A 23,053-nucleotide genomic window follows, 5' to 3' on the forward strand; every position below is an offset into this window, starting at 1 on the left:
GAACAGTCTCCTTCTTATGAGGGAACAAACCCGCATCGAGTATAGGGGCATATCCAGGCTTCACTCCAAGTAGAAATTTTTCCTACACATCTGGACAACTGGCCATCATCGACCGTATTGTCTGCCCCGCAGGCCACCGCAGTGGCCGACGTCGCTCGGACGGTTCCGGGCGCTTACGTACCTCGAGGCAACAATGGCAGACCAAGGTTCGCCGCGCCGCTTTGCGCGCATAGATCGACTCCCCCCTTACGTTTTTAATATCACTGCCGAGCTGAAGATGGCTGCGCGTCGGCGCGGCGAAGACATCATCGACTTGAGCATGGGTAACCCTGACGGCGCCACGCCTCCCCACATCGTGGAAAAAATGGTCACCGTCGCCCAGCGTGAAGATACCCACGGCTACTCCACTTCCAAAGGCATTCCGCGGCTGCGCCGGGCGATTTCGCGCTGGTATAAAGACCGCTACGAAGTGGATATCGACCCGGAAACCGAAGCCATCGTGACCATCGGTTCCAAGGAAGGCCTGGCGCATTTGATGCTGGCCACCCTCGACCAGGGCGACACCGTGCTGGTGCCCAACCCCAGCTACCCGATTCACATCTACGGTGCCGTGATTGCCGGCGCCCAGGTGCGTTCGGTGCCGCTGGTGCCGGGCGTGGACTTCTTCGCCGAGCTGGAGCGGGCGATTCGTGGCTCGATCCCCAAGCCGAAAATGATGATTCTGGGCTTCCCGTCCAACCCCACCGCGCAGTGCGTGGAACTGGATTTCTTCGAACGTGTGATCGCCCTGGCCAAGCAGTACGACGTGCTTGTTGTCCACGACCTGGCCTACGCCGACATCGTCTACGACGGCTGGAAAGCGCCGTCGATCATGCAAGTGCCGGGCGCCAAGGACATTGCGGTGGAGTTTTTCACCCTGTCCAAGAGTTACAACATGGCCGGCTGGCGCATCGGCTTTATGGTCGGTAACCCGGAACTGGTCAACGCCCTGGCGCGGATCAAGAGCTACCACGACTACGGCACCTTCACCCCGCTGCAAGTGGCAGCGATTGCGGCGCTGGAAGGTGATCAGCAGTGCGTGAAGGACATTGCCGAGCAGTACCGCCAGCGCCGTAACGTGCTGGTCAAAGGCCTGCATGAGCTGGGTTGGATGGTCGAGAATCCCAAGGCGTCGATGTACGTCTGGGCAAAAATCCCCGAGCAGTATGCCGCCATGGGTTCGCTGGAATTTGCCAAGAAGCTGCTGCTGGAAGCCAAAGTGTGTGTGTCGCCAGGGATTGGGTTTGGTGAGTACGGGGATGATCATGTGCGCTTTGCGCTGATCGAGAACCAGGACCGGATTCGCCAGGCGGTACGCGGGATTCGCGGGATGTTCCGGGCGGATAAAGCCTGATCCTGAACGACCTGAAGAAACCGAATCAATGTGGGAGCTGGCTTGCCTGCGATGGCGATGGTAAATCCAACACCGCCATCGCAGGCAAGCCAGCTCCCACATTTGATTGGGTTACCACATAGGTTTTGTGGTGCGCCTGTTACACCACCAACGACAGCAACATGATAAAGATCAGCGCCACCACCGACAGAATGGTCTCCATCGCCGTCCAGGTCTTGAACGTCTCGACCACGGTCATATTGAAGTACTGCTTCACCAGCCAGAACCCCGCATCGTTGACGTGAGACAACACCAACGACCCCGCCCCCGTCGCCAACACCAGCAGCTCACGGTTAACCCCTGGAATCATCCCGACCACCGGCACCACAATGCCTGCGCCGGTAATGGTCGCGACCGTCGCGGAGCCTGTGGCCACACGAATCACCGCCGCCACCAGCCACGCCAGCAGAATCGGGTTGATCTGCGCGTTCACCGCCATGTGGCCGATCACGTCGCCCACACCGCTGGTCACCAGCATCTGCTTGAAACCACCACCGGCGCCGATGATCAGGATGATCGCAGCGGTCGGCGCGAGGCTGGCGTCGAGCAGCTTGAGGATTTGCTTGGAGTGAATGCCCTGGCGATGGCCAAAGGTGTACAGCGACAGCAGCAACGCCAGCAGCAACGCAGTGATCGGGTGACCGATCATGTCCATCCAGTTGCGGATGGCATGGCCGTCCGGCAGCGCGACGTCGGCGAAGGTTTTGAGCAGCATCAGGAACACCGGCAGCAGCACGGTGATCAGGGTGATGCTGAAGCTCGGCAGGCTTTTTGACTCTGGCTCGCGGGCCAGTTGGTCGACCAGTTCCTGGGACGGGTTGCCCGGAATGTACTTGGCGATAAACGTGCCGAAAATCGGCCCGGCAATAATGGCGGTCGGCAGTGCGACGATCAGGCCGTACAGGATGGTCTTGCCGATGTCTGCGCCAAACACGCCAATGGCCAGCAGCGGGCCAGGGTGCGGTGGCACCAGGCCGTGTACCGCCGACAGGCCGGCGAGCAGCGGGATGCCGATCTTGATCAGCGACACGCCGGTGCGGCGCGCGACGATAAATACCAGCGGGATCAGCAGTACAAAACCGATCTCGAAGAACAGCGGGATGCCCACCAGAAACGCAGCGAACATCATCGCCCACTGGACTTTGTCTTTGCCGAAGGCACGGATCAGTGTCTGTGCGATCTGATCGGCGCCGCCGGACTCGGCCATCATCTTGCCGAGCATGGTGCCCAGCGCGAGGATAATGCCGACAAAACCAAGCACACCGCCAAAACCGTCCTGGAATGCCTTGATGATCTTGTCCACAGGCATGCCCGAGGTCAGGCCGAGAAAGCCGGCCGCGATGATCAGTGCAATGAACGGGTGCACCTTGAATTGGGTGATCAGAACGATCAACCCGATGATTGTGACCACTGCGTCTAGCAGCAGGTAGGACTCGTGGGACATGCCAAACATGGGGGGTCTCTCCTGTTTGTTGTTGTTATTAAAGCGGGTATTGAATCTTTCGCCGGGGGTAGCGCTACCTTTTCCGGCAAAAAATTAATGAGTAGGTTCAAAGCCGTGTTGCAGCCACCAGGCATTGGTTTGCTTGGCCAAGTCCTCAACGCTGTCTTCGCTGGCATTGAGCGCCAGGGTCAGCGGCTCGCCCACGGGCGATTCGAGGGTGGCGAACTGGCTGTCTATGAGGCTTGCCGGCATAAAATGGCCGGGGCGATGGGATACGCGGTCAGCGGCCACGGCGCGGGTCAGCTCCAGGAACACAAACCCCAGGCCCGGCGCGGCTTCGCGCAGGTGGTCGCGGTATTTCTTTTTGAGGGCCGAGCAGGTGAGCACCGGATGCTCGCCCGCTTTGAGCGAGCGGCGCAGTTCATCGCAGAGGATATCGAGCCAGCCGGCGCGGTCGTCGTCGTTGAGGGGGTGGCCGGCGCTCATCTTTTCGATATTGGCGGCGGGGTGAAAGCTGTCGCCTTCAATGGCGGTGGCGCCGTTCAGGCGGCACAGGGCTTCGCTGACGCTGGACTTGCCACAGCCGGAAACACCCATGATGACCAGGGCGGTAACAGGTTGACTCATGAAACACCTCAGGACGCAGATAGCGCTACCTTTGCACGCTGTAAGGCTAGTGCAAAAACAGGCTTTTCCCGCGCCGACTTGTCATTTTTATGGAGTGACGCGTGCATCCTCTCCAACTGTTTGAACAGGATCAGGCAACCCAACGTTCAATAATTTGCAGCCATTTGGAGACAGCGCTACCTTAGTGCCTCGATTTTTGTTTGGCAACAGCCTGATGACCTCCAAGAACGATAAAAAATTGCGCACCACCGGTCGCCCGACCCTCAATGAAGTGGCCCGCCTGGCGGGTGTCAGCCCCATTACCGCCTCCCGCGCACTGCGTGGCGTCAGCACGGTTGCTACCGAGCTGGTGGAAAAAGTGCAACGGGCCGCTGCCGAACTGAATTACGTCGTCAACCCCGCCGCTCGCGCCCTGGCCTCGGCGCAAAGCCATTCGGTGGTGGTCATCGTGCCGTCGCTGTCCAACCTGTTGTTTATCGAAACCCTCGAAGCCATCCACGCAGTGCTACGGCCCAAGGGCTTTGAAGTACTGATCGGCAACTCGCACTATTCGCGTGATGAAGAAGAAAACCTGCTGCGCAACTACATGGCCTACCAGCCACGCGGTTTGCTGCTGACCGGGTTTGATCGCACCGAAAGCGCACGACGGATGGTCGAGGCCAGCAATGTGCCCTGTGTGTACATGATGGATCTGGACCCGAACGCGGGCGTGAATTGCGTGGGGTTTTCGCAATTGAGCGCAGGCGAAACAGCCGCAGCGCATTTGCTCTCCCGTGGGCGCAAGCGCCTGGCGTATATCGGCGCGCAGTTGGACCAGCGCACATTGCTGCGCGGTGAAGGGTTCCGCCGTGCCCTGCAGCAGGCGGGTCTGTACGACCCGGCGCTGGAACTGCTGACGCCACGCCCCTCCTCCGTGGGCTTGGGTGGTGAGTTGTTTTTGCAGCTGCTGGCGGCGCATCCGGACGTGGATGCGATTTTCTTCGGTAACGACGACCTGGCCCAGGGTGCACTGCTGGAGGCCATGCGACACGGCATCAACGTCCCGGAGCGCGTGGCGGTGCTGGGCTTCAACGACTTGCCGGCATCGTCTTTTATGGTGCCGCGTTTGAGCAGCATCAGCACGCCACGGGAAGCGATCGGGCGGCGCTCGGCGGAGCATTTGTTGACGATCATGGCAGGCAACAAGATTGCCAAGCCGGTGGTGGACATGGGGTTTGAGTTGCAGGTGCGCGAAAGCACGTAACTTTCAAAGCCCAAACACAATCAAACTGTGGGAGCTGGCTTGCCTGCGATGGCGGTAGACCTGTCGGCACATCGTTGCCTGACACACCGCTATCGCAGGCAAGCCAGCTCCCACATTTTTTTACCGTGCTCGCTTGAGATGTGGGACGCCTGTAGGACGCGGCTGACATTGCCGTAAGCGCCTTGCCCGGTTGCCTACGCTTACGTCAGAATCCGCCGGCTTGTGCGCTTGGGTGGGTGGAAACTAAGGTGGGTCGGTCGCTGAATTTCTCGGCGATCGGGTTTAGTAGCCCACTTTTGGACCTCCTAAACCAGGAGCACTGCAATGATCAAAGAAATTGAAAAACCTGCAACTACGATCTTCACCCTCACACCCGACACACCCCTCGAATCCCTACTGATCAACAGCTACGAAACCGTGTGCTCCGTCAGCACCTTGCTGCTCGACCTGTCCAATGACCTCACCGGCAAACACCGCGACGTGGCCCTCGCCATTCATCAACTGAGCGAGTTGTCAGTGCTGATGGTCGGCAAAGCCATGGACCAGCAAACACCACGCACCTAAAGCCTAACTCGGTTAACCCTGTGGGAGCTGGCTTGCCTGCGATGGCGGTAGACCTGTCGGCACATCATTGCCTGACACACCGCTATCGCAGGCAAGCCAGCTCCCACATGTTGTCCGTGCCCACTTAAGATATCGCCGTAAAGTCCTGCCCCTGCTAGATTGACCGCTCGCCATCGTCAGGGAAGCACCATGGGACACTCACTGAAAATCCTCGGCCGCACGTCCTCCATCAACGTGCGCAAAGTGCTCTGGACCTGCCAGGAACTGGGCATCGACTACGTACGTGAAGACTGGGGCATCGGCTTCAAGCCCACCCAGTCAGCCGAATTCCTGGCCCTGAACCCCAACGCCCAGGTGCCGGTGCTGATCGACGACCACGGTGTGTTGTGGGAATCCAACACCATCTGCCGCTACCTGATCGGCCTCTACCAACGCACCGACCTGCTACCCGCCGAACCCGCGCCACGTGCGCGGGTCGAGCAATGGGTGGACTGGCAAGCCGTGGAACTCAACCGCGCCTGGGGCGATGCCTTCACCGCGCTGGTGCGCAATAACCCCGACAACCTCGACGCGGCGCAGATTGCCGCCGCCGTGCAGCGCTGGAATGACAAGATGGGCCTGCTGGAACAACAGTTGGCTAAAACCTGCGCCTATGTGGCCGGCGATGAATTCACCCTCGCCGATATTCTGATCGGCCTCTCGGTGCACCGCTGGCAGAACACGCCCATGCAGCGCCCGCCCTACCCTGCCATTGCGGCGTATTACCAACGCCTGAGCCAACGCCAGGGCTTCAAGACCTTCGCCCTCGACGGCCATCACTAAAACAAGGACTCACTGTGAAAGGACTCAACGTACTGCTTACCGGCGCCTGCGGCAGAATCGGCAAGACATTTTTCGAAGCCTCAAAAGAGCGCTACCGCTTCACCCTCACGGACCGCATCGCGCCGGCGTTCGACCTGGGCGAGCACCGTTTTGTCCATGCCGACCTCAGCGACAAAGCCAGCCTGGCTGCGCTGCTTGATGGCATCGACGTGGTCGTGCACCTGTCGGGCATCCCCCACGCCAGCGCGTCGTTCGACGAGTTGCTACCGAACAATATCCTTGCTACGACTTACCTGTTCGAAGCCGCCGTGGCCGCCGGCGTGAAGCGTTTGGTATTCGCCAGCAGCGCACAAACCATCGAAGGCTACCCGGTAGACCGGCAGATCACGCCCGGCATGCAGGTAATGCCCGCCAACCTGTATGGCGTGAGCAAATGCTACGGCGAGGCGTTGTGCGGCTACTACGCAGCCAAGACGCCACTGTCGACCATTGCCCTGCGCATCGGCGCTTTTGAGTTCCCCGAAACCCACGACCTCAACAACGCCCGCGACCTCAGCGCCTGGCTCAGCCCACGGGACGCGGTGCAATTGCTGCAACGCTCGGTGGAGGCCGAGGGCGTGAAGCACCTGATCGCCCATGGCATTTCCAATAACCGTTTCAAGCGCCTGGACCTGAGCGAAACCACGCGGGTGTTGGGTTACCATCCGGTCGATGATGCATTCCAAGCATTTGAAATCCCGATTACTTATTGAGTTCTGCCCATGCCTGCACTCTCCACCGCCGACGGCATCGACCCGATCCGTGCTGCCCACATCAGCGCGCGCATTGACCGCCTGCCCGCCGTCGCCACCGTCTGGCGCCTGGTGGCGCTGCTGTCGATCGGTGGTTTTTTTGAGCTGTATGACCTGTTCCAGACCGCCTATATCAGCCCCGGTTTGATCAGCGATGGGATATTCCACACCGGCAGCGAGGGCGTGTTTGGCTTCTCGGACCAGGCCGCGTTCGCCTCGGCGACCTTCCTGGGCCTGTTCCTCGGCGCCAGCCTGCTCAGCCCCATCGCCGACCGTTTCGGGCGCCGGGCGATCTTCACCTTTGCGTTGATCTGGTACACCGTCGCCACGGTGTTGATGGGCATTCAAACCTCGGCGCTGGGCATTATCGGCATGCGCTTTCTGGTGGGCATTGGCCTGGGGATCGAGCTGGTAACCATCGACGCCTACCTGTCGGAACTGGTGCCCAAGCGCATGCGCAGTTCGGCGTTCGCCTTCGCGTTTTTCATCCAGTTTCTGTCGGTGCCGGCGGTGGCGTTGATGTCGTGGTGGTTGGTGCCCCAAGCGCCATTCGGGGTGTCCGGCTGGCGCTGGGTGGTGCTCAGCAGTGCAGTGTTTGCGCTGTTTATCTGGCAACTGCGCAAGCGCCTGCCGGAATCACCGCGCTGGCTGGCGCAAAAAGGTCGCTTTGATGAAGCCGGGCAGATCATGGACAACCTGGAGGCGCGCTGCCAAAAGGATCACGGCAAACCGCTGGATGAACCTGAACCGCAGGCCGTCGGCGTGCAAGGCAGCGGCCGTTTTGCCGATATCTGGCAACCGCCGTACCGGCGTCGCGCACTGATGCTGATTGTGTTTCACGTGTTCCAGGCCATCGGCTTTTTCGGCTTCGGCAATTGGTTGCCGGCGTTGCTGTCGGGTCAGGGCGTGAGCGTGACCCACAGCCTGATGTACGCCTTCATCATCACCCTCGCCTACCCGCTGGGGCCGTTGCTGTTTGTAAAAGTGGCCAATCGCTTTGAAAACAAATGGCAGATTGTCGGCTCAGCCATGGGCGCGATGATCTTCGGCAGCCTGTTTGCCCTGCAAACCACGGCCGTGGGGCTGGTGATCTGCGGGGTGATGATCACCTTCTGCAACGCCTGGCTGAGCTTCAGTTATCACTCGTACCAGAGCGAGTTGTTCCCGACCAATATCCGCGCACGGGCGGTGGGGTTCTGCTATTCGTTCAGCCGCTTGTCCACGGTGTTCAGCAGCTTGTTGATCGGTTTTATTCTGGAGCACCTGGGCACGCCGGGCGTGCTGGCGTTTATTGCCAGCAGCATGTTGATTGTGATGATCACCATCAGTTGGTTCGGGCCGCGCACGCGCAATTTGGCGTTGGAGAATATTGCGCACTGACGGCAACAGTTGGCCGCCTGCGGGACAATGATTGCCGCGACGCCCGCGCCATCCCCAACAAAACCGGGGGGTGGTGCACTCGGCATGCTATTTGCTCCAGCTGTCGCACCGAACATTTCCACAGGTGACCGATCATGCTGGTTAATAACAACGCCCAAGCCGTATCGACCGTGCAACAGCTCAAGCGTCCCGACATGGACCCGGCCAACGCTGCCGCCAGCACGCTTTACAGTGGTGCCCTGCAAGCGGCGCAGCAAAGTGTGACCGTGCCGGCCGCGCAGAAGGACCTGGACAAAGCCAACGACCGCATCGACGAAGCCTTCGCCAAGACCCGAGTGCAGCTGCAAGCCACCACCGCCGCCCCTACCGCATCGACGGATGTGCCGGCAGCCGGTTCGAGCACCAGCACCGCACGCGCCGACTTCACCGACTACATGAACAAATCCCCCGCCGAACGCATCCGCGAGCAGTTGCTCAAGGAACAGGGTTTGACCGAGGCGCAAGTGCAAGCAATGCCGCAGGAAAAACAGGACGCGATTGCCAAGCAAGTGGCTGAACGCGTGAAGCAGCAGCAAGATCAGCAGGTAGCGGCGAAGGCCACTGATCCGGCGCAGGCGGTTAAAGAAACCCTGGCCGCGATCTGACCGACACCACTGATGATCGGATGATCGTTCCCACGCTCCGCGTGGGAATGCAGCCAAGGACGCTCCGCGTCCCAAGAGCGGACGCGGAGCGTCCAGTGAGGCATTCCCACGCGGAGCGTGGGAACGATCTTGAGCCCCCAGCCTTACTGCAGTTGCAACGTTGAGTTGAACTGGCTGATCGCATCCACCACATGCCGCGAGCCTTCCTGAATCTCCAGGATCACCTGCCCCGCTTCATTCGCCAATTCCACACCCAGCCCAGTACGGCTCAGGCTCGACTGCATGCTCGACACCGCGCTCAGCGACAGGTCGTGGTTCTTGCGCACTACATCCACAATCTCCACTGTCGCCTGACTGGTGCGTGCGGCAAGGCTGCGCACTTCATCGGCCACCACCGCAAAACCACGCCCATGCTCACCCGCCCGCGCCGCTTCAATGGCTGCGTTAAGCGCGAGCATATTGGTCTGCTCGGCAATGCTGCGGATGGTCTGCACGATGGAGCCGATGATGTCCGATTGCTTGCTCACCGCATCGATACTCTGGGCCGCCTGATTCAAGTCGCTGGAAATCTCTTCAATGATCTGCACGGTTTGCTGCACCACCTCCGAACCTTTGCGCGCACAGGCATCGTTTTGTACCGAGGTGGCATGCGCCGAATCGGCGGCGGTGCGCAGGGTGGTGACCTGGTCGGTGATGTCACTGGCGAATTTCACCACTTTGTACAGGCGCCCGTTGGTGTCGAAAATCGGGTTGTAGGACGCTTCCAGAAACAGGGTCTTGCCGTATTTGTTCTTACGCTCGAAGCGATGGGAATGATATTCCCCACGGTTGAGCGAGGCCCAGAACGCCTTGTAGGCCGGCGACTCAACCTCGGCACGGTGGCAGAACATGCTGTGGTGCTGGCCGATGATTTCTTCGCGTGAGTACTGCACGGTGCGCAGGAAATTGTCGTTGGCGTTGAGAATCTGGCCCTGGGGCGTGAACTCGATCACCGCCATTGAACGGCTGATGGCGTCGATCAGGCTCTGGTTCTCGTGTTCATGATGGACCCGCGCCGAAATATCCGAAGCCACTTTGATCACGCTCTGCACCTGGTTGTTGCTGTCGAGCACCGGCATATAACTGGCTTCGAGCCACACTTCTTCGCCACGCTTGTTCAGGCGCATAAAGGTGCCGCTGAGGGCTTCGCCCCGCGCCAGGTCACGCCATAGCTTGGTGTAGGCCTCGGTGTGGGTGTAGGCATCCTCGCAAAAAATGCGGTGATGCTTGCCGCGAATTTCCTCCACGTTGTAGCCCATGGCTTGGCAGAAGTTGTCGTTGGCATCGAGGATGATGCCGTTGCGGTCGAACTCGATCATTGCCATGGAACGGCTGATGGCGGCGAGTTTGGCGTTGGCTTCGGTGAGGGCACAGGAGAAACGTTCGATTTCTTGCAGGTCGGATTTGTGATGGCGGTTGAACATGGTCAGATCACCCTTGATTCCCGGCGCCTGAAAGGCGCATTCCATTCATTTTTTGGATAGTGCTGGCTAACCTTCATGGGGAAATAACCATCCGAAACGCTTTATATGCCAAACGTCATCAACGGTTCTGGGTGAGCATAGACAGGGCTTGGCGCTATGCAAGGCCACTAGTCAGCCAGCATTTTTAACAATGCGCTTGCCGCGGCTGAAGGCGGCCGGGTGGGCGAGCCGACCAAGGCAAATTCGCGATACAGCGGGACGGTCAGCGGCATCACGCGCAAGCCATTGCGCTTTACCGGCAAGGCCATTTCAGGTACCAGCGTGACGCCGACGCCTTCGCGTACCAGGCTGTAGGCGCTGTTCCACTCGCGTACTTCCACGCGAATATCGCGCAGGGTAAGCCCCGCAGCGCCCGCCAAGCTGCGGGCACTGGCGGTGCAACCGCCGGTGGCAAGTACAAAGGGTTGCTCCAGCAGTTCCTCAAACGACACGCTGGCGTTGGCCGGGCGCTGCGCCAAGGGATGATCGGTCGGCAACACGGCCATCCAGCAATCTCGCCCCAATACGCTGGCGTTGCGCTCGGGCCTGGGGTTGAGCACCACGCCCAAGTCGATCAGGCCGGCGTCAAGCAAGGTGAGCACTTCACTGTCCGTGACATCCAGCGTGGTCACTTCAATACCGGGGTTCAGCTGACGAAAACGCTGCAGCAGCGGCGTCAGAAAAGTCGCCATCACCATCGGGAAACTGGCGATGCGAATACTCCCACGCAGCAGCGGCCGAGCGTCGTCGACCGTTGTACGAATCGCCTGCAACGCCCCCATCATCACGCGCGCTTGTTCGATCACACTCAACCCGAGCGCGGTGGGCAAGGTCTTGCGCGGCTCGCGCGTGAACAATTGCGCACCCAAAGTCGCCTCCATGTTGGCCATGGCCTGGCTGGCGGCGGACTGGGTCATGCCCACTTGCTCGGCAGCCGCCGTAATGCTGCCTTGATCGGCCACGGCCACCAGCAAGCGCCAGTGCATCAGGTTCATCATGGCAGTAGCTGTCCTTATGGGTGGGGTCTGAAGGTTTAATTTTACCCACGGTGCCATGCCCGTGAGACTGGCGCAAATTCAACCGAGTAGCCCCACATGAAATTGTATTTCTCCCCGAATGCCTGTTCCCTCGCCCCCCATATCGTGCTGCGCGAATTGGCGCTGCCGTTCGACTTGGTAAGGGTCGATAACAAGGCCAAAACCACTGCCGATGGCGCAGACTTCCTGCAAATAAACCCCAAGGGCTATGTGGCGGCGCTGCAACTGGATAACGGCCAGGTGCTGACCGAAGCCAGTGCGATCCTGCAATACCTGGCCGACCTGAAACCCGCCGCCCGGTTGGCCCCGGCCAATGGCAGTTGGGAGCGTGTGCGTTTGCAGGAATGGCTGAATTTCATCGCCAGCGAGATTCACGGCGGGCTGGGGATTTTCTTCAACCCGGCGATCCAAGGCGAAGTGCGAGCCACGTTTGTGGCCAAGTTGTTCAAGCGCTTTGAGTTTCTGGTGCAGACGCTGGAGCGTCAGGATTATTTGCTGGGCGAGCAGTACTCGGTAGCGGATGCGTATTTGTTTGTGCTGCTGCGCTGGGCGGCGGTTCATGACATTGATCTGCAGCCGTGGCCGGCACTGACGGCGTTTCAACAACGCGTTGGCGCACGGCCTGCCGTGACTGCGGCGCTGGCCGCTGAAAATCCATGACCTGAAATGCAATCCACTGTGGGAGCTGGCTTGCCTGCGATGACTGTGTGTCAGGCAATGATGTGCTGTCTGGGCCAGCGCTATCGCAGGCAAGCCAGCTCCCACAGTTGATGTTCATTGGTTTAGAGCCTTGAAGACTATTTGCTGCACATCGACCTTTTTCGGGATCAGGCCGTTGGCGAAGAACAGGTCGGCGGTGCGCTGCTGATTGGCGATGTCGATGGCCTGCAGCGGCCGAATCGGCTCCGGCGAGCGGTGTTCGAAGTAGCTTTTGACCACCGCCGGCTGCAGGCCCAGGGTCTTGGCCATCAAGGCGATGCTTTCTTCGGGCTGGTCCAGGGACAGGCGCTGGGCCTTGCCGAGCGTCTTGATGATGGTGGCGACGGCGTGCGGGTACTGTTTGGCAAATGGGCTGTTGACCACAAAGAAACTGCCGGCCGGGTTAAGGCCCTGGCCGTCGCCCAATACGCGGGCGGAGCCATCGACCACAGCCGCCGAGTAGTACGGGTCCCACACCACCCAGGCGTCGACTTTGCCTTGTTCAAACGCGGCGCGGCCGTCGGACGGCGACAGGTACACCACATTCACATCCTTCCACTGCAAGCCCGCGCGCAGCAGGCTTTTGAGGAACAGGTTGTGTGCGCTGGAGCCCTTGAGCAGCGCCACGCGCTTGCCCTTGAGTTCGGCCACGCTTTGGATGCTGCTGGCTGTGGGCACCAGCACCGCTTCGGTTTTGCCTTCATTGGGCTCGACAGCGAAGTACTGCAAGTCGATGCCGGCGGCCTGGGCGAAGATCGGCGGGATGTCGCCGATATTGCCAATGTCCAGGCTGCCGGCGTTCAGCGCTTCGATCAGTGGCGGGCCGCCGAGGAATTCAGTCCACTGCACCTGGGTGCCGGGCAGCGCCTCTTCGAACAGTTTGTGCTCACGGGCCAGTACCATGCTCACCGAGCTTTTCTGGTAGCCGATGCGCAAGGTGGACGGTTCGGCCGCAGACACCGCTGCCGAAAACACAAGTGAAGCCAGAACCACACTGAAAAACTTAACCATCTCTACCACCTCGATCGTTCCCACGCTCTGCGTGGGTATGCATCCTGTGACGCTCTGCGTCACGGCGTAAAAACAGGACGCAGAGCGTCCTGGGCGGCATTCCCACGCGGAGCGTGGGAACGATCAGCTACAGGCCAGCTTTGACCTTGGCCGCGACATCCGCAGGCACCCATTGCTGCCACACTTGCGGCTGCTCTTTGAGGAACGCCAGCGCGACCTGGCGCGGCTGTTCACGTTTCTCGCTCATTTGCGCAAGGATGCCGTTGAGCAGGTCGATCGGCAGGTCGACTTTTTCAAAGAAGGTGACTAACTGTGGGTACTGCGCCTTGAACGGCGCCGACACACCAATCGCCAAGTGTGCAGGCATCGAACGGGTGCCAATGGGGTGCGGGTTGTTGGCGTCGGCCAGGGTTTTCCAGGCGTCGGCGTTGAACGGCGGTTCTTCGAGCTTGATCAGCTTGAAGCGGCCCAGCAGTGGCGTCGGCGACCAGTAGTAGAACAACACCGGTTTGCCACGGCGGATCGAGGAGGCCACTTCAGCATCCAGCGCCGCGCCGGAACCGGTGCGGAAGTTGACGAAGGTATCGGTCAGGCCATAGGCCTTGAGCTTCTGGCTGTTGACGATTTCCGAGGTCCAGCCGGTGGGGCTGTTGAGGAAGCGGCCTTTGCTCGGGTCTTCAGGGTCGCGAAATACGTCCTTGTAGCGCGCCAGGTCAGCCACTGACTTAAGCTGCGGCGCCAACGGTTTGATGCCGCGTTCGGCATCACCCTTGATCACGTATTCGGGCACCCACCAGCCTTCGGTGGCACCTTTGACCGTGTCGCCCAGGCCGAACACTTTGCCTTCGGCCTCGGCCTTGACCCACGCCGGACTGCGCCCGGCCCATTCTTCGCCGATCACCTGAATGTCGTCCTTGGCCAGGGCGGCTTCCAGGCTCACGGTGCTGCCTGGCAAGGTGTCGGTGGGCAGGCCGTAACCTTTCTCGACGATCAGGCGCAGCACTTCGGTGATAAGGCTGCCGCTTTCCCAGGTGATGTCGCCGAAGTGGATGGGTTTGATGGCCTCGGCGGCCTGGGTTGGCTGCGTCAGGACAGCGAGAGCCAGCAGCGAGCCACCGAGCAGGTTTTTAATTGTTTTCATGCAGAACCTCATTTTCCGGAACACAGGAGATCAACGGTGGGAGCTGGCTTGCCTGCGATGGCGATGGTGGCTTCAACATCGCTATCGCAGGCAAGCCAGCTCCCACACTGGATCGGTGTGCCACTCAAGTTGTTTAAAAGTCATAACTGAGCCGCGTGTAGCTGTATGGCTGGCCGGGCGTCTGGCGCAGGCAACGGTTGAGGGCGCGGGCCATGTAGCCGCTGACCGAGCGTTGGGAAATCCCCAATTTGGCGGCGATCTCGGGATACGTCAGGCCATTGAGCTGCGAAAGCAAAAAGGTCGCCTTGACCTTGGCCGGCAAGCCGTCGAGCAATTGGTCGAGGGCCTGCAGGGCTTCGAGCATTTGCGCGAGGTCTTCAGGCGACGGTGCGTTGCAGGCTTCGTCGTTGTCCAGGGCGCCGAGATAAGCGCGTTCCAGGTCACGGCGACGCCACAGTTGGTACATCAAACGCTGAGCGATGGTGGTGAGCAAGGCGCGGGGCTGACAAATCGGCAGCACGCCGGGCGAACTCAGCAGTTGGACGAAGGTGTCGGCGGCGATGTCTTCGGCGTGTGCGCGGGAATCGAGGTGGCGGTGCAAACGGCTGCACAGCCAGTCGTAATGACTGCGGAACAATCCGCCCACGTAATCGCTGTGAGAAGTGTCGGCGCCGGACATAGTGGCTCCATCTGAGAAGGTTGCGCGTTATGTCCGGTGTTCCGGTGGAGCGATCCTAGCAAGGCCGCTTATTCTTTAATAATATTTAAAATGCATTCTTATATAACCGATTGTTCGCACGCTGATCGTTCCCACGCGGAGCGTGGGAACGATCAGCGTCGATCAGCGTAGGTGCGGGTAGCCGGCAGTGGCGGCGGCTTGTTGATAGTTCAGCAGGACTTGATAGTCGTCTTCGCTGGCAGGCAGAACTGCCTGGATGCGCAGGGTTGCGACCACGTGCGGTAAATCCTGCAACGCCTGATTCATCACCCCACGAATGTGCGCCACTTGCTCATCGCTCAAGTGCAGCGGGCCGATAAAGGGCAAGGTCGGGCTCGGTGCGCTGCGGGTGACGGTGCGCAGCCCCGCCACTTCTTCGGGGGCGAAACGGGCGAGGTAGTCGTAGGTCACGCTGTCGACGGCGGCAAGGTCGGCGCGGCCTTCGCGCAGCCAGCGCAGGCTTTCGCGGTGGGCGCCGCTGATGCCGACGCTGGCGAAGAAACGGCCGTCGCGTTGCAGCGGGGCCAGGCGTTCACGTAGCAGGTTCATGCCGCTGTTGGAGTCGTGGCCGTTGATCACGCCGCGACTGTTGTAGAAGTCCGCCAGTTCGTTAAGCGAGCTGTCCTCGCGGGTCAGCAGCAGGCTGCAATGTTCGCCCTGGCTGCTGTGGGCCAGCTCATAGCGCGGGCGGCCGATCACGCGCACTTTGCCGCGCAGTTGGGTCATCAGCGGGTAGCCACAGGTTTGCGTCACCAGCAGCTCGGGCGCGAGCCACAGGCCGTGCAGGTCGAGGTGGTCGGCGTTGCGGCGCGTCAGGTTCAGGCGCTCAAAAATACGCGTCAGCCACGCTTGGTTGGCCTGTTGCACCGCTGCGGGCGCGACGTACATCCGCAGCTCGGCGTAGTGGTCACTCATGGTCGTCTCTCACGCAAAAGGGTGCCTTGGGCTGTCGATGGCCTTGAGGCCGTGGCGGCTGATCAACTGGCCATAACCCTGCACCAGAAAGCCGCCACTGCGCGCGACCCATTGTTCACGTCGCGCCCGGTAGACCGTGGGCAGCAGATACCAGGGCAACTTGGGCAAGTCGTGGTGCACCAGGTGCAGGTTGTTATTGAGGAACAGCCAGGTCCACGGCCAGGACGCTTCGTTGAGCACCGTACGCTGTTCCGGCTGCGGGTGCGGGCGGTGTTCATAGTAGGAACGGATCGACGCCAGGGACAAGGCTGGCGCGGTCACCAGCAGCAGGTAATGCCATACCGGGATGGCGCTGGAGTGGGCGATAACGCCGAGCATCAGGATTGTCACGCCGCCGTGGGCCAGCCACATTGGCCACACCTGGGGCAGGCATCGGAGTTGATGACGCGCCAATCGGGCGATGGCCAGCGGCGATGCCAGCAGAAAACGCCCCAGTAGGGTTTTGGTCAGCCAGTGAACGCCGCGCTTGAGCAACGAGCTGTTATCCCACTGGTGTTGATTGAGGTAGCGGCTTTCCGGGTCGATGCCCGGCAGGGTCAGGTCTTCGTCGTTATGGTGCAACAGGTGACTGTCGCGGTACAGCGTGTAGGGATACCACACGGCAAACGGCGCGTAGCCGAGCAGTTTGTTGATCAGGGGCGAACGGGTGGGATGGCCATGCAGCAATTCGTGTTGCACCGACAGCCAGAGTGTCACCAACGGGATCAGCAACACCGTGCTCAGCCACAGGCCCAGCCAGTGGCTGGCGAGGATCACGGCGAACCAGCCGGTATATACGCCGATCAGCAACAGCCAGGTCGGCCATTCGGTGACTGCGGTAAAACTGCGTGCCAGGGCTTCGATTTCCCGGCGTTGGGTCAGATCAAGGTAGTTGGCCATCGGTAGCTCAGAGCAGGTGTTTCCTGCTCTGTGCAGTGAGGCGCAAAAATCTTGCAGATCGTTTGGTTCTAAGCTTGTAACTCAGTGACCGAACAGGCCGGTTTCAGTCTTTTTGGCTTTTTTGTCGGCGCGTTTTTCATCGGCGGTCTTTGCCGGCTTTTTCTTCGCGGCTTTCTTTGAATCCATACCTTTGGCCATGATGCATGCTCCACGTGAAGGGGATGTAACACTGGGTATACCACCTATTGCCCGGCAGAAGGCGCTTATAATCGGCGGCCCTTGATTACGTTGCTCAAACACCATGCCCGAACTGCACATCCAACTGCTGGCAGAGCCACTGTGGCCGCTGCTGAACAAGTTTTACCGCCGCCATAATTCGCCGATGAAGGCCCTCAAGGGCGGCCGCTTGTGGGTGGCGCGTGACAGCGAGATTGTCGCCGGGTTGTGCCTTACGCCTGTGGTGGGAGGGCAATGGCTGACCGGCGTGTTTGTTGACCCGGCCTATCGCGGCCACGGGCTGGCGGCGCGGTTGATTGCTGCGGCAGTGGCCGATGTGGAAGGCACGGTGTGGTTGCTGTGTCATCCGCAGCTGGAAGGGCTCTATCAACGTATGGGTTTCACCCAGGAAACCACCCTGCCCCAATCGCTGGGTGAGCGCCTGGCGCGCTACAAACGCAACAAGCCAATGATCGCCATGGGCTTAGACCTTTTAGTGAGGTCCACTGCGGATAATGTGTGATCGGCCCGTGCAAGGCCCGTGCTAGCCTCGACAGCACAGTGGCCCCTTACAGGATGATCATGAAAACCACGCTTGCAGCGCTGTCTCTTACCGCCCTCCTCGCTCCGGCTTTAAGCCAGGCAGCGAATGCGCCGATTACCGCCGAGCAATACGCCAGCGTGCTGGCCGGCAGTTGGCGCGACCCGGCCAATAGCGCGCGTGACGGTTACCGCCACCCGCAGCAAACCCTGGAGTTCTTCGGCCTGAGCGCCACACAGAGCGTGATCGAAATCACCCCGGGTGGCGGTTGGTTCAGCGAAATTCTCGCGCCGCTGCTCAAGGACCACGGGCATTACATCGCCGCCGTGCAAGCTGCCAGCAGCAGTGCTTATGCTGCGACGTCCGAACAGAACCTGAAAAACAAATTCGCCGCCGACCCTGCGCGCTATGCCAAGGCCGAAGTCGTCGAGTTCAACCCCAAGGCCCCGGTGCTCGGCAAACCAGCTTCGGTGGACGCCGTGCTGACCTTTCGCAATGTGCATAACTGGGTAGACGCAGGCACCGCGCCAGCGACCTTCAGCGCGTTCTACACCGTGCTCAAACCAGGCGGTGTGCTGGGCGTGGAAGATCACCGGGCCAAAGACGGCGCGGACCTGGAAGCGATCAAGGACAGCGGCTACCTGACCACGGCGCAAGTGGTGAAGCTGGCGACGGACGCCGGGTTCAAGCTGGCCGGGCAGAGCGAGGTGAATGCCAACCCCAAGGACACCAAGGACTACCCGGGCGGCGTGTGGACATTGCCGCCGTCGTTGCGGTATGGGGAGCAGGATAAGGCCAGGTATCTGGCGATTGGCGAGTCGGATCGGATGACGTTGCGGTTCGTTAAACCCGCCCGATAACTCTGTTTGGAATGCATTCCAAATGTGGGAGCTGGCTTGTGTGGGAGCTGGCTTGCCTGCGATGCAGGCACCTCGGTTTATCAGTGTCACCGAGGCGATGCTATCGCAGGCAAGCCAGCTCCCACACAAGCTCAGCTCCCACATTTTTATCTCAGTGTGCCTGAGGGTTACTCGTCAGCGTTTGGATCCATATCCGGGAACATCACTTCGATAAACCCGAATTTGCTGAAGTCGGTAATCCGCGAGGGGTATAACCGGCCGATCAGGTGATCGCATTCATGCTGCACCACCCGTGCATGGAAGCCGTCGGCAACGCGCACGATCGGCTCGCCCTTGGGATCGAAACCCTCGTAGCGAATCTGCTGGTAACGATCCACCGCGCCACGCAGGCCGGGCACCGACAGGCAACCTTCGTAACCTTCTTCGAGCACCGGGCTGAGCGGCGTGATCAGCGGGTTGATCAGGATGGTCTGCGGCACCGGCGGCGCATCCGGGTAGCGTTCGCTGGCCTCGAAACCAAAGATAACAAGCTGCAGGTCCACACCAATCTGCGGCGCGGCCAGGCCGACACCGCCGACGTGTTCCATGGTCTGGAACATGTCATCAATCAACTGCCACAGCTCAGGGCTGTCGAACATTTCCGGCGGAACCGGTGGCGCGATGCGCAGCAGGCGCTCGTCGCCCATTTTCAGGATTTCACGGATCATCGATCAGACTTCATCGGTAGTGGGCTTGGAGTGGTCCCGGCCCAGGCCTGAGACGTGCTGTTTTTCATTCGTGTGGCTGTCTTCATCGAATTCCTTTTCACCTGGGTCCTTGCCTTCGGCCGACATGTGCTCGATCACGGCATTCATCTCCGCGCCTAGCAACAACACAGCGGCGGAAATATAGAAGTACAGAAGCAGGACGATGATCGCACCGATACTGCCATACATCGCGTTGTAGTCAGCAAAGGTTTTGACGTAATAACCAAAGCCCAGCGAGGCAATGATCCACACCACCACGGCCAGCACTGAGCCTGGGGTGATAAAGCGGAATTTTTGCTCAACATCGGGCATCACGTAGTACATGAGGGCCACGGCGAACATCAGCAGAATCACGATCAAGGGCCAGCGCAGGATGGTCCATAAGGTGACCACGAATTCCTGCATGCCGATCTGCCCGGCGAGCCATTCCATCACTTGCGGGCCGAGCACCATCAGTGCGGCAGCAGCGAGCAACATGCCGGCGATGCCGACGGTGTAGAAAATCGACAGCGGGAAGCGCTTCCAGATCGGCCGGCCTTCGACCACGTCATAGGCGGCGTTCATCGCGCTCATCATCAGGCGCACGCCGGCCGAGGCGGTCCACAGCGCGATCACGATACCCACCGAGAGCAAACCGCCCTTGGACTGCTGCAACTGGTCGATCACCGGGTTGACCTGCTCCAGCGCCTGGGGCGGCAACACCAGTTCCGACTGCATGCGCAGCCAGGTGAAAAAGTCCGGCAGGTGCAGGAAGCCGATCAGGGCAATGAGGAACAGCAGGAAGGGAAACAGCGAGAACAGCATCTGGTAGGCCAGTGCCGAGGCGTAGGTGGGCATTTCGTCATCGACGAATTCCTTGACGGTGCGCAGCAGCACTTTGTGGAGCTTGAGGCCGTCTAGTACCGGAAAAATCATAGCGTCTCCTTTCGCCGCAAAAGGGTGAGGTCGTGGGCGACTCAGGGGCCGTTTTCTACATCAAAGTAGCCCATTTGGCGACTTTGAAACAATTTCCAAACTTTAGTTGCACGCTTCACATAAAAACGGCCATCCGTAGATGGCCGTCGGGCTGCATGAATCCAGCCGGCGATTCAGTGTTACTTGACGGCTTTTTTTACCGCATCTTTGGTGTCGCCGACGGCTTTTTCTACCTGACCTTTCTTCTCCTGCAAAACGCCTTCAGCGTGCAGCTTGTCATTGCCGGTGACTTTGCCGACACCTTGCTTGATGTTGCCGACAAGTTCATCTTTCAAACCTTTTGCCTTATCCGATGTGCTGCTCATGGTATTTCTCCGAAAGAACAATCAAGGGTTTTGGTCATTACCTAAAGATTGACCCGAGGCCGTTCGGCAGAGTTTCAATTATTTTCAGCGCGCATTTCATCGCCGGCGACAGGTTTGGCTTTATGTTTTGCCGCTAACCCATGAGAATGCCCGGCACATTCAGGCTATAACGCTGAATAACAGATCCCGTAGGAAGGTTATGAAACTCAATAAAGCACAGGCTATCGCCCGCAGAAACCAGGAACTGGGCGGTGCCGTACTCGGCGTCAACAACTGCCACTTCACCGACCTGGACAGCAAACGCAACATCTGGTGGTTCGACCTGCCGCTGGTGCGCATTGGTGTGGGCCAGTACGAGTGGGTTCACTTGTTGATGCACAACGCCGAGACTGACCAGTTGCTGCACCTGAAAGTGCCAACGGCGTTCCTGCGCGAACACATCGAAGGGTTGGTGGTGCGCAACGCGGGCAAGCGCAAGCCGGAGATTACCCTGGAGCTGAGCGCGGATAAGGATTCGTTCTTGAAGGATGTGCGCCCGGCAGGTGCTGGCGTGGGCTTCGCGCAGTTCGCCTTGTAACAACTCGATTAAAACATGTGGGAGCTGGCTTGCCTGCGATGGCGGTATACCCGTCACAGTTGGGCTAGCTGATCCACCGCTATCGCAGGCAAGCCAGCTCCCACCTTGGACTGCATTCCAGTTCGGGCCAAAAAAAACCCCGCATCAGCGGGGTTTTTTATCGGTTACTTTTTAAGGCCGAGCTTCTTCAGCTCTTCATCGCGCAACTCACGGCGCAGGATCTTGCCCACGTTGGTGGTCGGCAATGCATCACGGAACTCCACGGCCCTGGGCACCTTATAGCCGGTGACGTTGGCGCGCATGTGTTCCATCACCTGGTCCTTGGTCAGGGTCGCCCCTGGCTTGACCACAATAAAGATCTTGATGTGCTCACCGGATTTTTCATCCGGCACGCCGATGGCCGCACATTGCAGCACGCCCGGCAGGCTTGTCAGCACGTCTTCCAGTTCGTTGGGGTAGACGTTGAAACCGGAGACCAGAATCATGTCTTTCTTGCGGTCGACAATGCGGATGTAGCCGTCTTGCTGGATGATCGCGATGTCACCGGTCTTCAACCAGCCTTCACTGTCGAGCATTTCGGCGGTGGAGTCGTCGCGCAACCAGTAGCCCTTCATCACCTGCGGGCCTTTCACACACAGCTCGCCGGTTTCGCCCAGCGCCAACTCGGTGCCGTCGTCGGCGATGACTTTGCACAGCGTGGAAGGCACCGGAATGCCGATGGTGCCGATCTGGATATGCTGGATCGGGTTGACGGTGGCCACCGGGCTGGTTTCGGTCATGCCGTAACCTTCACAGATGCCACAGCCGGTCACGGCTTTCCAGCGCTCAGCCGCAGCCAGTTGCAGGGCCATGCCGCCCGACAAGGTCACTTTGAGTGCGGAGAAGTCCAGCTTGCGGAACGCCTCGTTATTGCACAGCGCCACGAACAGCGTGTTCAAGCCGACAAAGCCGCTGAACTTCCACTTCGACAGTTCCTTGACCATCGCCGGCAGGTCGCGCGGGTTGCTGATCAGGATGTTGTGGTTGCCGATCAGCATCATCGCCATGCAATGAAAGGTGAACGCATAGATGTGGTACAGCGGCAGCGGTGTGATCAGGATCTCGCAGCCTTCGTTGAGGTTGGAGCCCATCAGCGCCTTGCACTGCAACATGTTGGCGACAAGGTTGCGGTGGGTGAGCATCGCGCCCTTGGCCACGCCGGTGGTGCCACCGGTGTATTGCAGCACAGCCACATCGCCGCTGGCCGGGCTGGCGTCGTTAACCGGTTGGCCGTGCCCCTTGGCCAGTACTTCATTGAACTTGATCGCCTTGGGCAAGTGATAGGCCGGGACCATTTTCTTCACGTACTTGATGACGCTGTTGATCAGCAGGCGCTTGAACGGCGACAGCAAGTCAGCGACTTCGGTGACGATCACGTGCTTGACGGCAGTCTTGGGCACGACTTTTTCAGCCAGGTGCGCCATGTTTGCCAGGCAGACCAGGGCCTTGGCCCCGGAATCATTGAATTGGTGTTCCATTTCCCGCGCGGTGTACAGCGGGTTGGTGTTGACCACGATCAGCCCGGCACGGATGGCACCGAACACGGCCACCGGGTATTGCAGGACGTTGGGCAGTTGCACGGCGATTCGATCGCCGGGCTTCAAATCGGTATGCTGTTGCAGGTAGGCGGCGAAGGCGCCGGACAATTCGTACAGTTCACCGTAGGTGATGGTCTTGCCCAGGTTGCTGAAAGCCGGTTTGTCGGCGAAGCGCTGGCAGGACTGTTTCAGTACCGCCTGAATATTCTGATACTCGTCTGGATTGATGTCTGCAGCAATCCCGGCGGGGTACTTATCCTTCCAAAAGTCTTCGTTCATGGAAGCCCACTCCTCAGCGACGCGAATTCATCATCGCATTTGATGCGATTATTATTGGTGTATGTTTT

Annotated in this window: 24 protein-coding genes; 11 read left to right on the plus strand and 13 right to left on the minus strand. The window is 59.8% G+C overall.

What is annotated here, in order from left to right; translation table 11 throughout:
• Positions 1–193: 193 nt before the first annotated feature.
• Complete coding sequence (alaC, locus tag HU759_RS23720) at positions 194–1,393, plus strand: alanine transaminase (protein ID WP_017135427.1); 1,200 nt, start codon at positions 194–196, stop codon at positions 1,391–1,393.
• A 139-nt stretch (positions 1,394–1,532) separates the two neighbouring features.
• On the opposite strand, the gene HU759_RS23725 is transcribed toward alaC, so the two are convergent.
• Positions 1,533–2,885, minus strand: coding sequence for a GntP family permease (locus HU759_RS23725; protein WP_056859617.1), 1,353 nt, complete (start codon positions 2,883–2,885; stop codon positions 1,533–1,535).
• 84 nt (positions 2,886–2,969) lie between these two features.
• The gene (locus HU759_RS23730) at positions 2,970–3,503 is read right to left on the minus strand and encodes a gluconokinase (RefSeq protein WP_169985094.1); all 534 of its coding nucleotides are present in this window, start codon (positions 3,501–3,503) and stop codon (positions 2,970–2,972) included.
• A gap of 211 nt (positions 3,504–3,714) precedes the next feature.
• On the opposite strand from HU759_RS23730, the gene HU759_RS23735 reads away from it, so the two are divergent.
• The 6 genes from HU759_RS23735 to HU759_RS23760 all read left to right on the plus strand — a co-directional run bounded on the left by HU759_RS23735 (position 3,715) and on the right by HU759_RS23760 (position 8,947).
• The gene (locus tag HU759_RS23735; protein ID WP_186618152.1) at positions 3,715–4,746 is read left to right on the plus strand and encodes a LacI family DNA-binding transcriptional regulator; all 1,032 of its coding nucleotides are present in this window, start codon (positions 3,715–3,717) and stop codon (positions 4,744–4,746) included.
• Between the two features lie 324 nt (positions 4,747–5,070).
• Positions 5,071–5,310, plus strand: coding sequence for a DUF6124 family protein (locus HU759_RS23740; RefSeq protein ID WP_099550463.1), 240 nt, complete (start codon positions 5,071–5,073; stop codon positions 5,308–5,310).
• A gap of 189 nt (positions 5,311–5,499) precedes the next feature.
• Positions 5,500–6,132, plus strand: a complete 633-nt coding sequence (locus HU759_RS23745) for a glutathione S-transferase (RefSeq protein ID WP_138452083.1) — start codon at positions 5,500–5,502, stop codon at positions 6,130–6,132.
• Positions 6,133–6,146: 14 nt separating this feature from the next.
• Positions 6,147–6,884: an NAD(P)-dependent oxidoreductase gene (locus HU759_RS23750; RefSeq protein ID WP_138452085.1), complete on the plus strand. Its 738-nt coding sequence runs from the start codon at positions 6,147–6,149 to the stop codon at positions 6,882–6,884.
• 9 nt (positions 6,885–6,893) lie between these two features.
• Positions 6,894–8,303, plus strand: coding sequence for an MFS transporter (locus HU759_RS23755; protein ID WP_017139211.1), 1,410 nt, complete (start codon positions 6,894–6,896; stop codon positions 8,301–8,303).
• A 134-nt stretch (positions 8,304–8,437) separates the two neighbouring features.
• Positions 8,438–8,947: a hypothetical protein gene (locus HU759_RS23760; protein WP_017139210.1), complete on the plus strand. Its 510-nt coding sequence runs from the start codon at positions 8,438–8,440 to the stop codon at positions 8,945–8,947.
• Between the two features lie 143 nt (positions 8,948–9,090).
• On the opposite strand, the gene HU759_RS23765 is transcribed toward HU759_RS23760, so the two are convergent.
• Both HU759_RS23765 and HU759_RS23770 read right to left on the minus strand, forming a co-directional pair.
• Positions 9,091–10,410, minus strand: coding sequence for a PAS domain-containing methyl-accepting chemotaxis protein (locus tag HU759_RS23765; protein ID WP_170039776.1), 1,320 nt, complete (start codon positions 10,408–10,410; stop codon positions 9,091–9,093).
• A 167-nt stretch (positions 10,411–10,577) separates the two neighbouring features.
• Positions 10,578–11,447, minus strand: coding sequence for a LysR family transcriptional regulator (locus tag HU759_RS23770; RefSeq protein WP_099550462.1), 870 nt, complete (start codon positions 11,445–11,447; stop codon positions 10,578–10,580).
• 96 nt (positions 11,448–11,543) lie between these two features.
• Here HU759_RS23770 and gstA point away from each other — a divergent pair, with 96 nt between their 5' ends.
• Positions 11,544–12,146, plus strand: coding sequence for a glutathione transferase GstA (gene gstA / locus HU759_RS23775; protein ID WP_169985103.1), 603 nt, complete (start codon positions 11,544–11,546; stop codon positions 12,144–12,146).
• A 114-nt stretch (positions 12,147–12,260) separates the two neighbouring features.
• Here gstA and HU759_RS23780 read toward each other — a convergent pair whose 3' ends face one another.
• From HU759_RS23780 to HU759_RS23800, 5 genes are all read right to left on the minus strand, one after another.
• On the minus strand, positions 12,261–13,196 hold the full coding sequence (locus HU759_RS23780; protein ID WP_017139207.1) for an aliphatic sulfonate ABC transporter substrate-binding protein: 936 nt from the start codon (positions 13,194–13,196) through the stop codon (positions 12,261–12,263).
• Positions 13,197–13,323: 127 nt separating this feature from the next.
• Complete coding sequence (locus tag HU759_RS23785) at positions 13,324–14,337, minus strand: ABC transporter substrate-binding protein (protein ID WP_186618142.1); 1,014 nt, start codon at positions 14,335–14,337, stop codon at positions 13,324–13,326.
• 133 nt (positions 14,338–14,470) lie between these two features.
• Positions 14,471–15,016, minus strand: coding sequence for a sigma-70 family RNA polymerase sigma factor (locus HU759_RS23790; RefSeq protein WP_186618143.1), 546 nt, complete (start codon positions 15,014–15,016; stop codon positions 14,471–14,473).
• A 162-nt stretch (positions 15,017–15,178) separates the two neighbouring features.
• The gene (locus tag HU759_RS23795; RefSeq protein WP_186618144.1) at positions 15,179–15,970 is read right to left on the minus strand and encodes a PhnD/SsuA/transferrin family substrate-binding protein; all 792 of its coding nucleotides are present in this window, start codon (positions 15,968–15,970) and stop codon (positions 15,179–15,181) included.
• Between the two features lie 9 nt (positions 15,971–15,979).
• A complete protein-coding gene (locus HU759_RS23800; protein ID WP_017139203.1) occupies positions 15,980–16,909 on the minus strand; it encodes a fatty acid desaturase in 930 nt (309 codons plus the stop codon).
• 301 nt (positions 16,910–17,210) lie between these two features.
• On the opposite strand from HU759_RS23800, the gene HU759_RS23805 reads away from it, so the two are divergent.
• A complete protein-coding gene (locus HU759_RS23805; RefSeq protein WP_017139201.1) occupies positions 17,211–17,648 on the plus strand; it encodes a GNAT family N-acetyltransferase in 438 nt (145 codons plus the stop codon).
• 59 nt (positions 17,649–17,707) lie between these two features.
• Positions 17,708–18,526 (plus strand): class I SAM-dependent methyltransferase, encoded by an 819-nt coding sequence (locus HU759_RS23810; protein ID WP_017139200.1) that lies wholly within the window; start codon positions 17,708–17,710, stop codon positions 18,524–18,526.
• A gap of 167 nt (positions 18,527–18,693) precedes the next feature.
• On the opposite strand, the gene def is transcribed toward HU759_RS23810, so the two are convergent.
• From def to HU759_RS23825, 3 genes are all read right to left on the minus strand, one after another.
• On the minus strand, positions 18,694–19,233 hold the full coding sequence (gene def, locus HU759_RS23815; RefSeq protein ID WP_017139199.1) for a peptide deformylase: 540 nt from the start codon (positions 19,231–19,233) through the stop codon (positions 18,694–18,696).
• A gap of 3 nt (positions 19,234–19,236) precedes the next feature.
• The gene (locus tag HU759_RS23820; protein ID WP_017139198.1) at positions 19,237–20,187 is read right to left on the minus strand and encodes a YihY/virulence factor BrkB family protein; all 951 of its coding nucleotides are present in this window, start codon (positions 20,185–20,187) and stop codon (positions 19,237–19,239) included.
• A 179-nt stretch (positions 20,188–20,366) separates the two neighbouring features.
• Positions 20,367–20,552, minus strand: coding sequence for a CsbD family protein (locus HU759_RS23825; protein ID WP_017139197.1), 186 nt, complete (start codon positions 20,550–20,552; stop codon positions 20,367–20,369).
• Positions 20,553–20,751: 199 nt separating this feature from the next.
• On the opposite strand from HU759_RS23825, the gene HU759_RS23830 reads away from it, so the two are divergent.
• Positions 20,752–21,129 (plus strand): hypothetical protein, encoded by a 378-nt coding sequence (locus HU759_RS23830; RefSeq protein ID WP_017139196.1) that lies wholly within the window; start codon positions 20,752–20,754, stop codon positions 21,127–21,129.
• A 164-nt stretch (positions 21,130–21,293) separates the two neighbouring features.
• On the opposite strand, the gene fadD1 is transcribed toward HU759_RS23830, so the two are convergent.
• The gene (fadD1, locus tag HU759_RS23835; RefSeq protein ID WP_176991480.1) at positions 21,294–22,985 is read right to left on the minus strand and encodes a long-chain-fatty-acid--CoA ligase FadD1; all 1,692 of its coding nucleotides are present in this window, start codon (positions 22,983–22,985) and stop codon (positions 21,294–21,296) included.
• Positions 22,986–23,053: the final 68 nt, after the last annotated feature.

It is taken from the genome of Pseudomonas sp. OE 28.3, assembly GCF_014268205.2.
Taxonomy (GTDB): domain Bacteria; phylum Pseudomonadota; class Gammaproteobacteria; order Pseudomonadales; family Pseudomonadaceae; genus Aquipseudomonas; species Aquipseudomonas edaphica.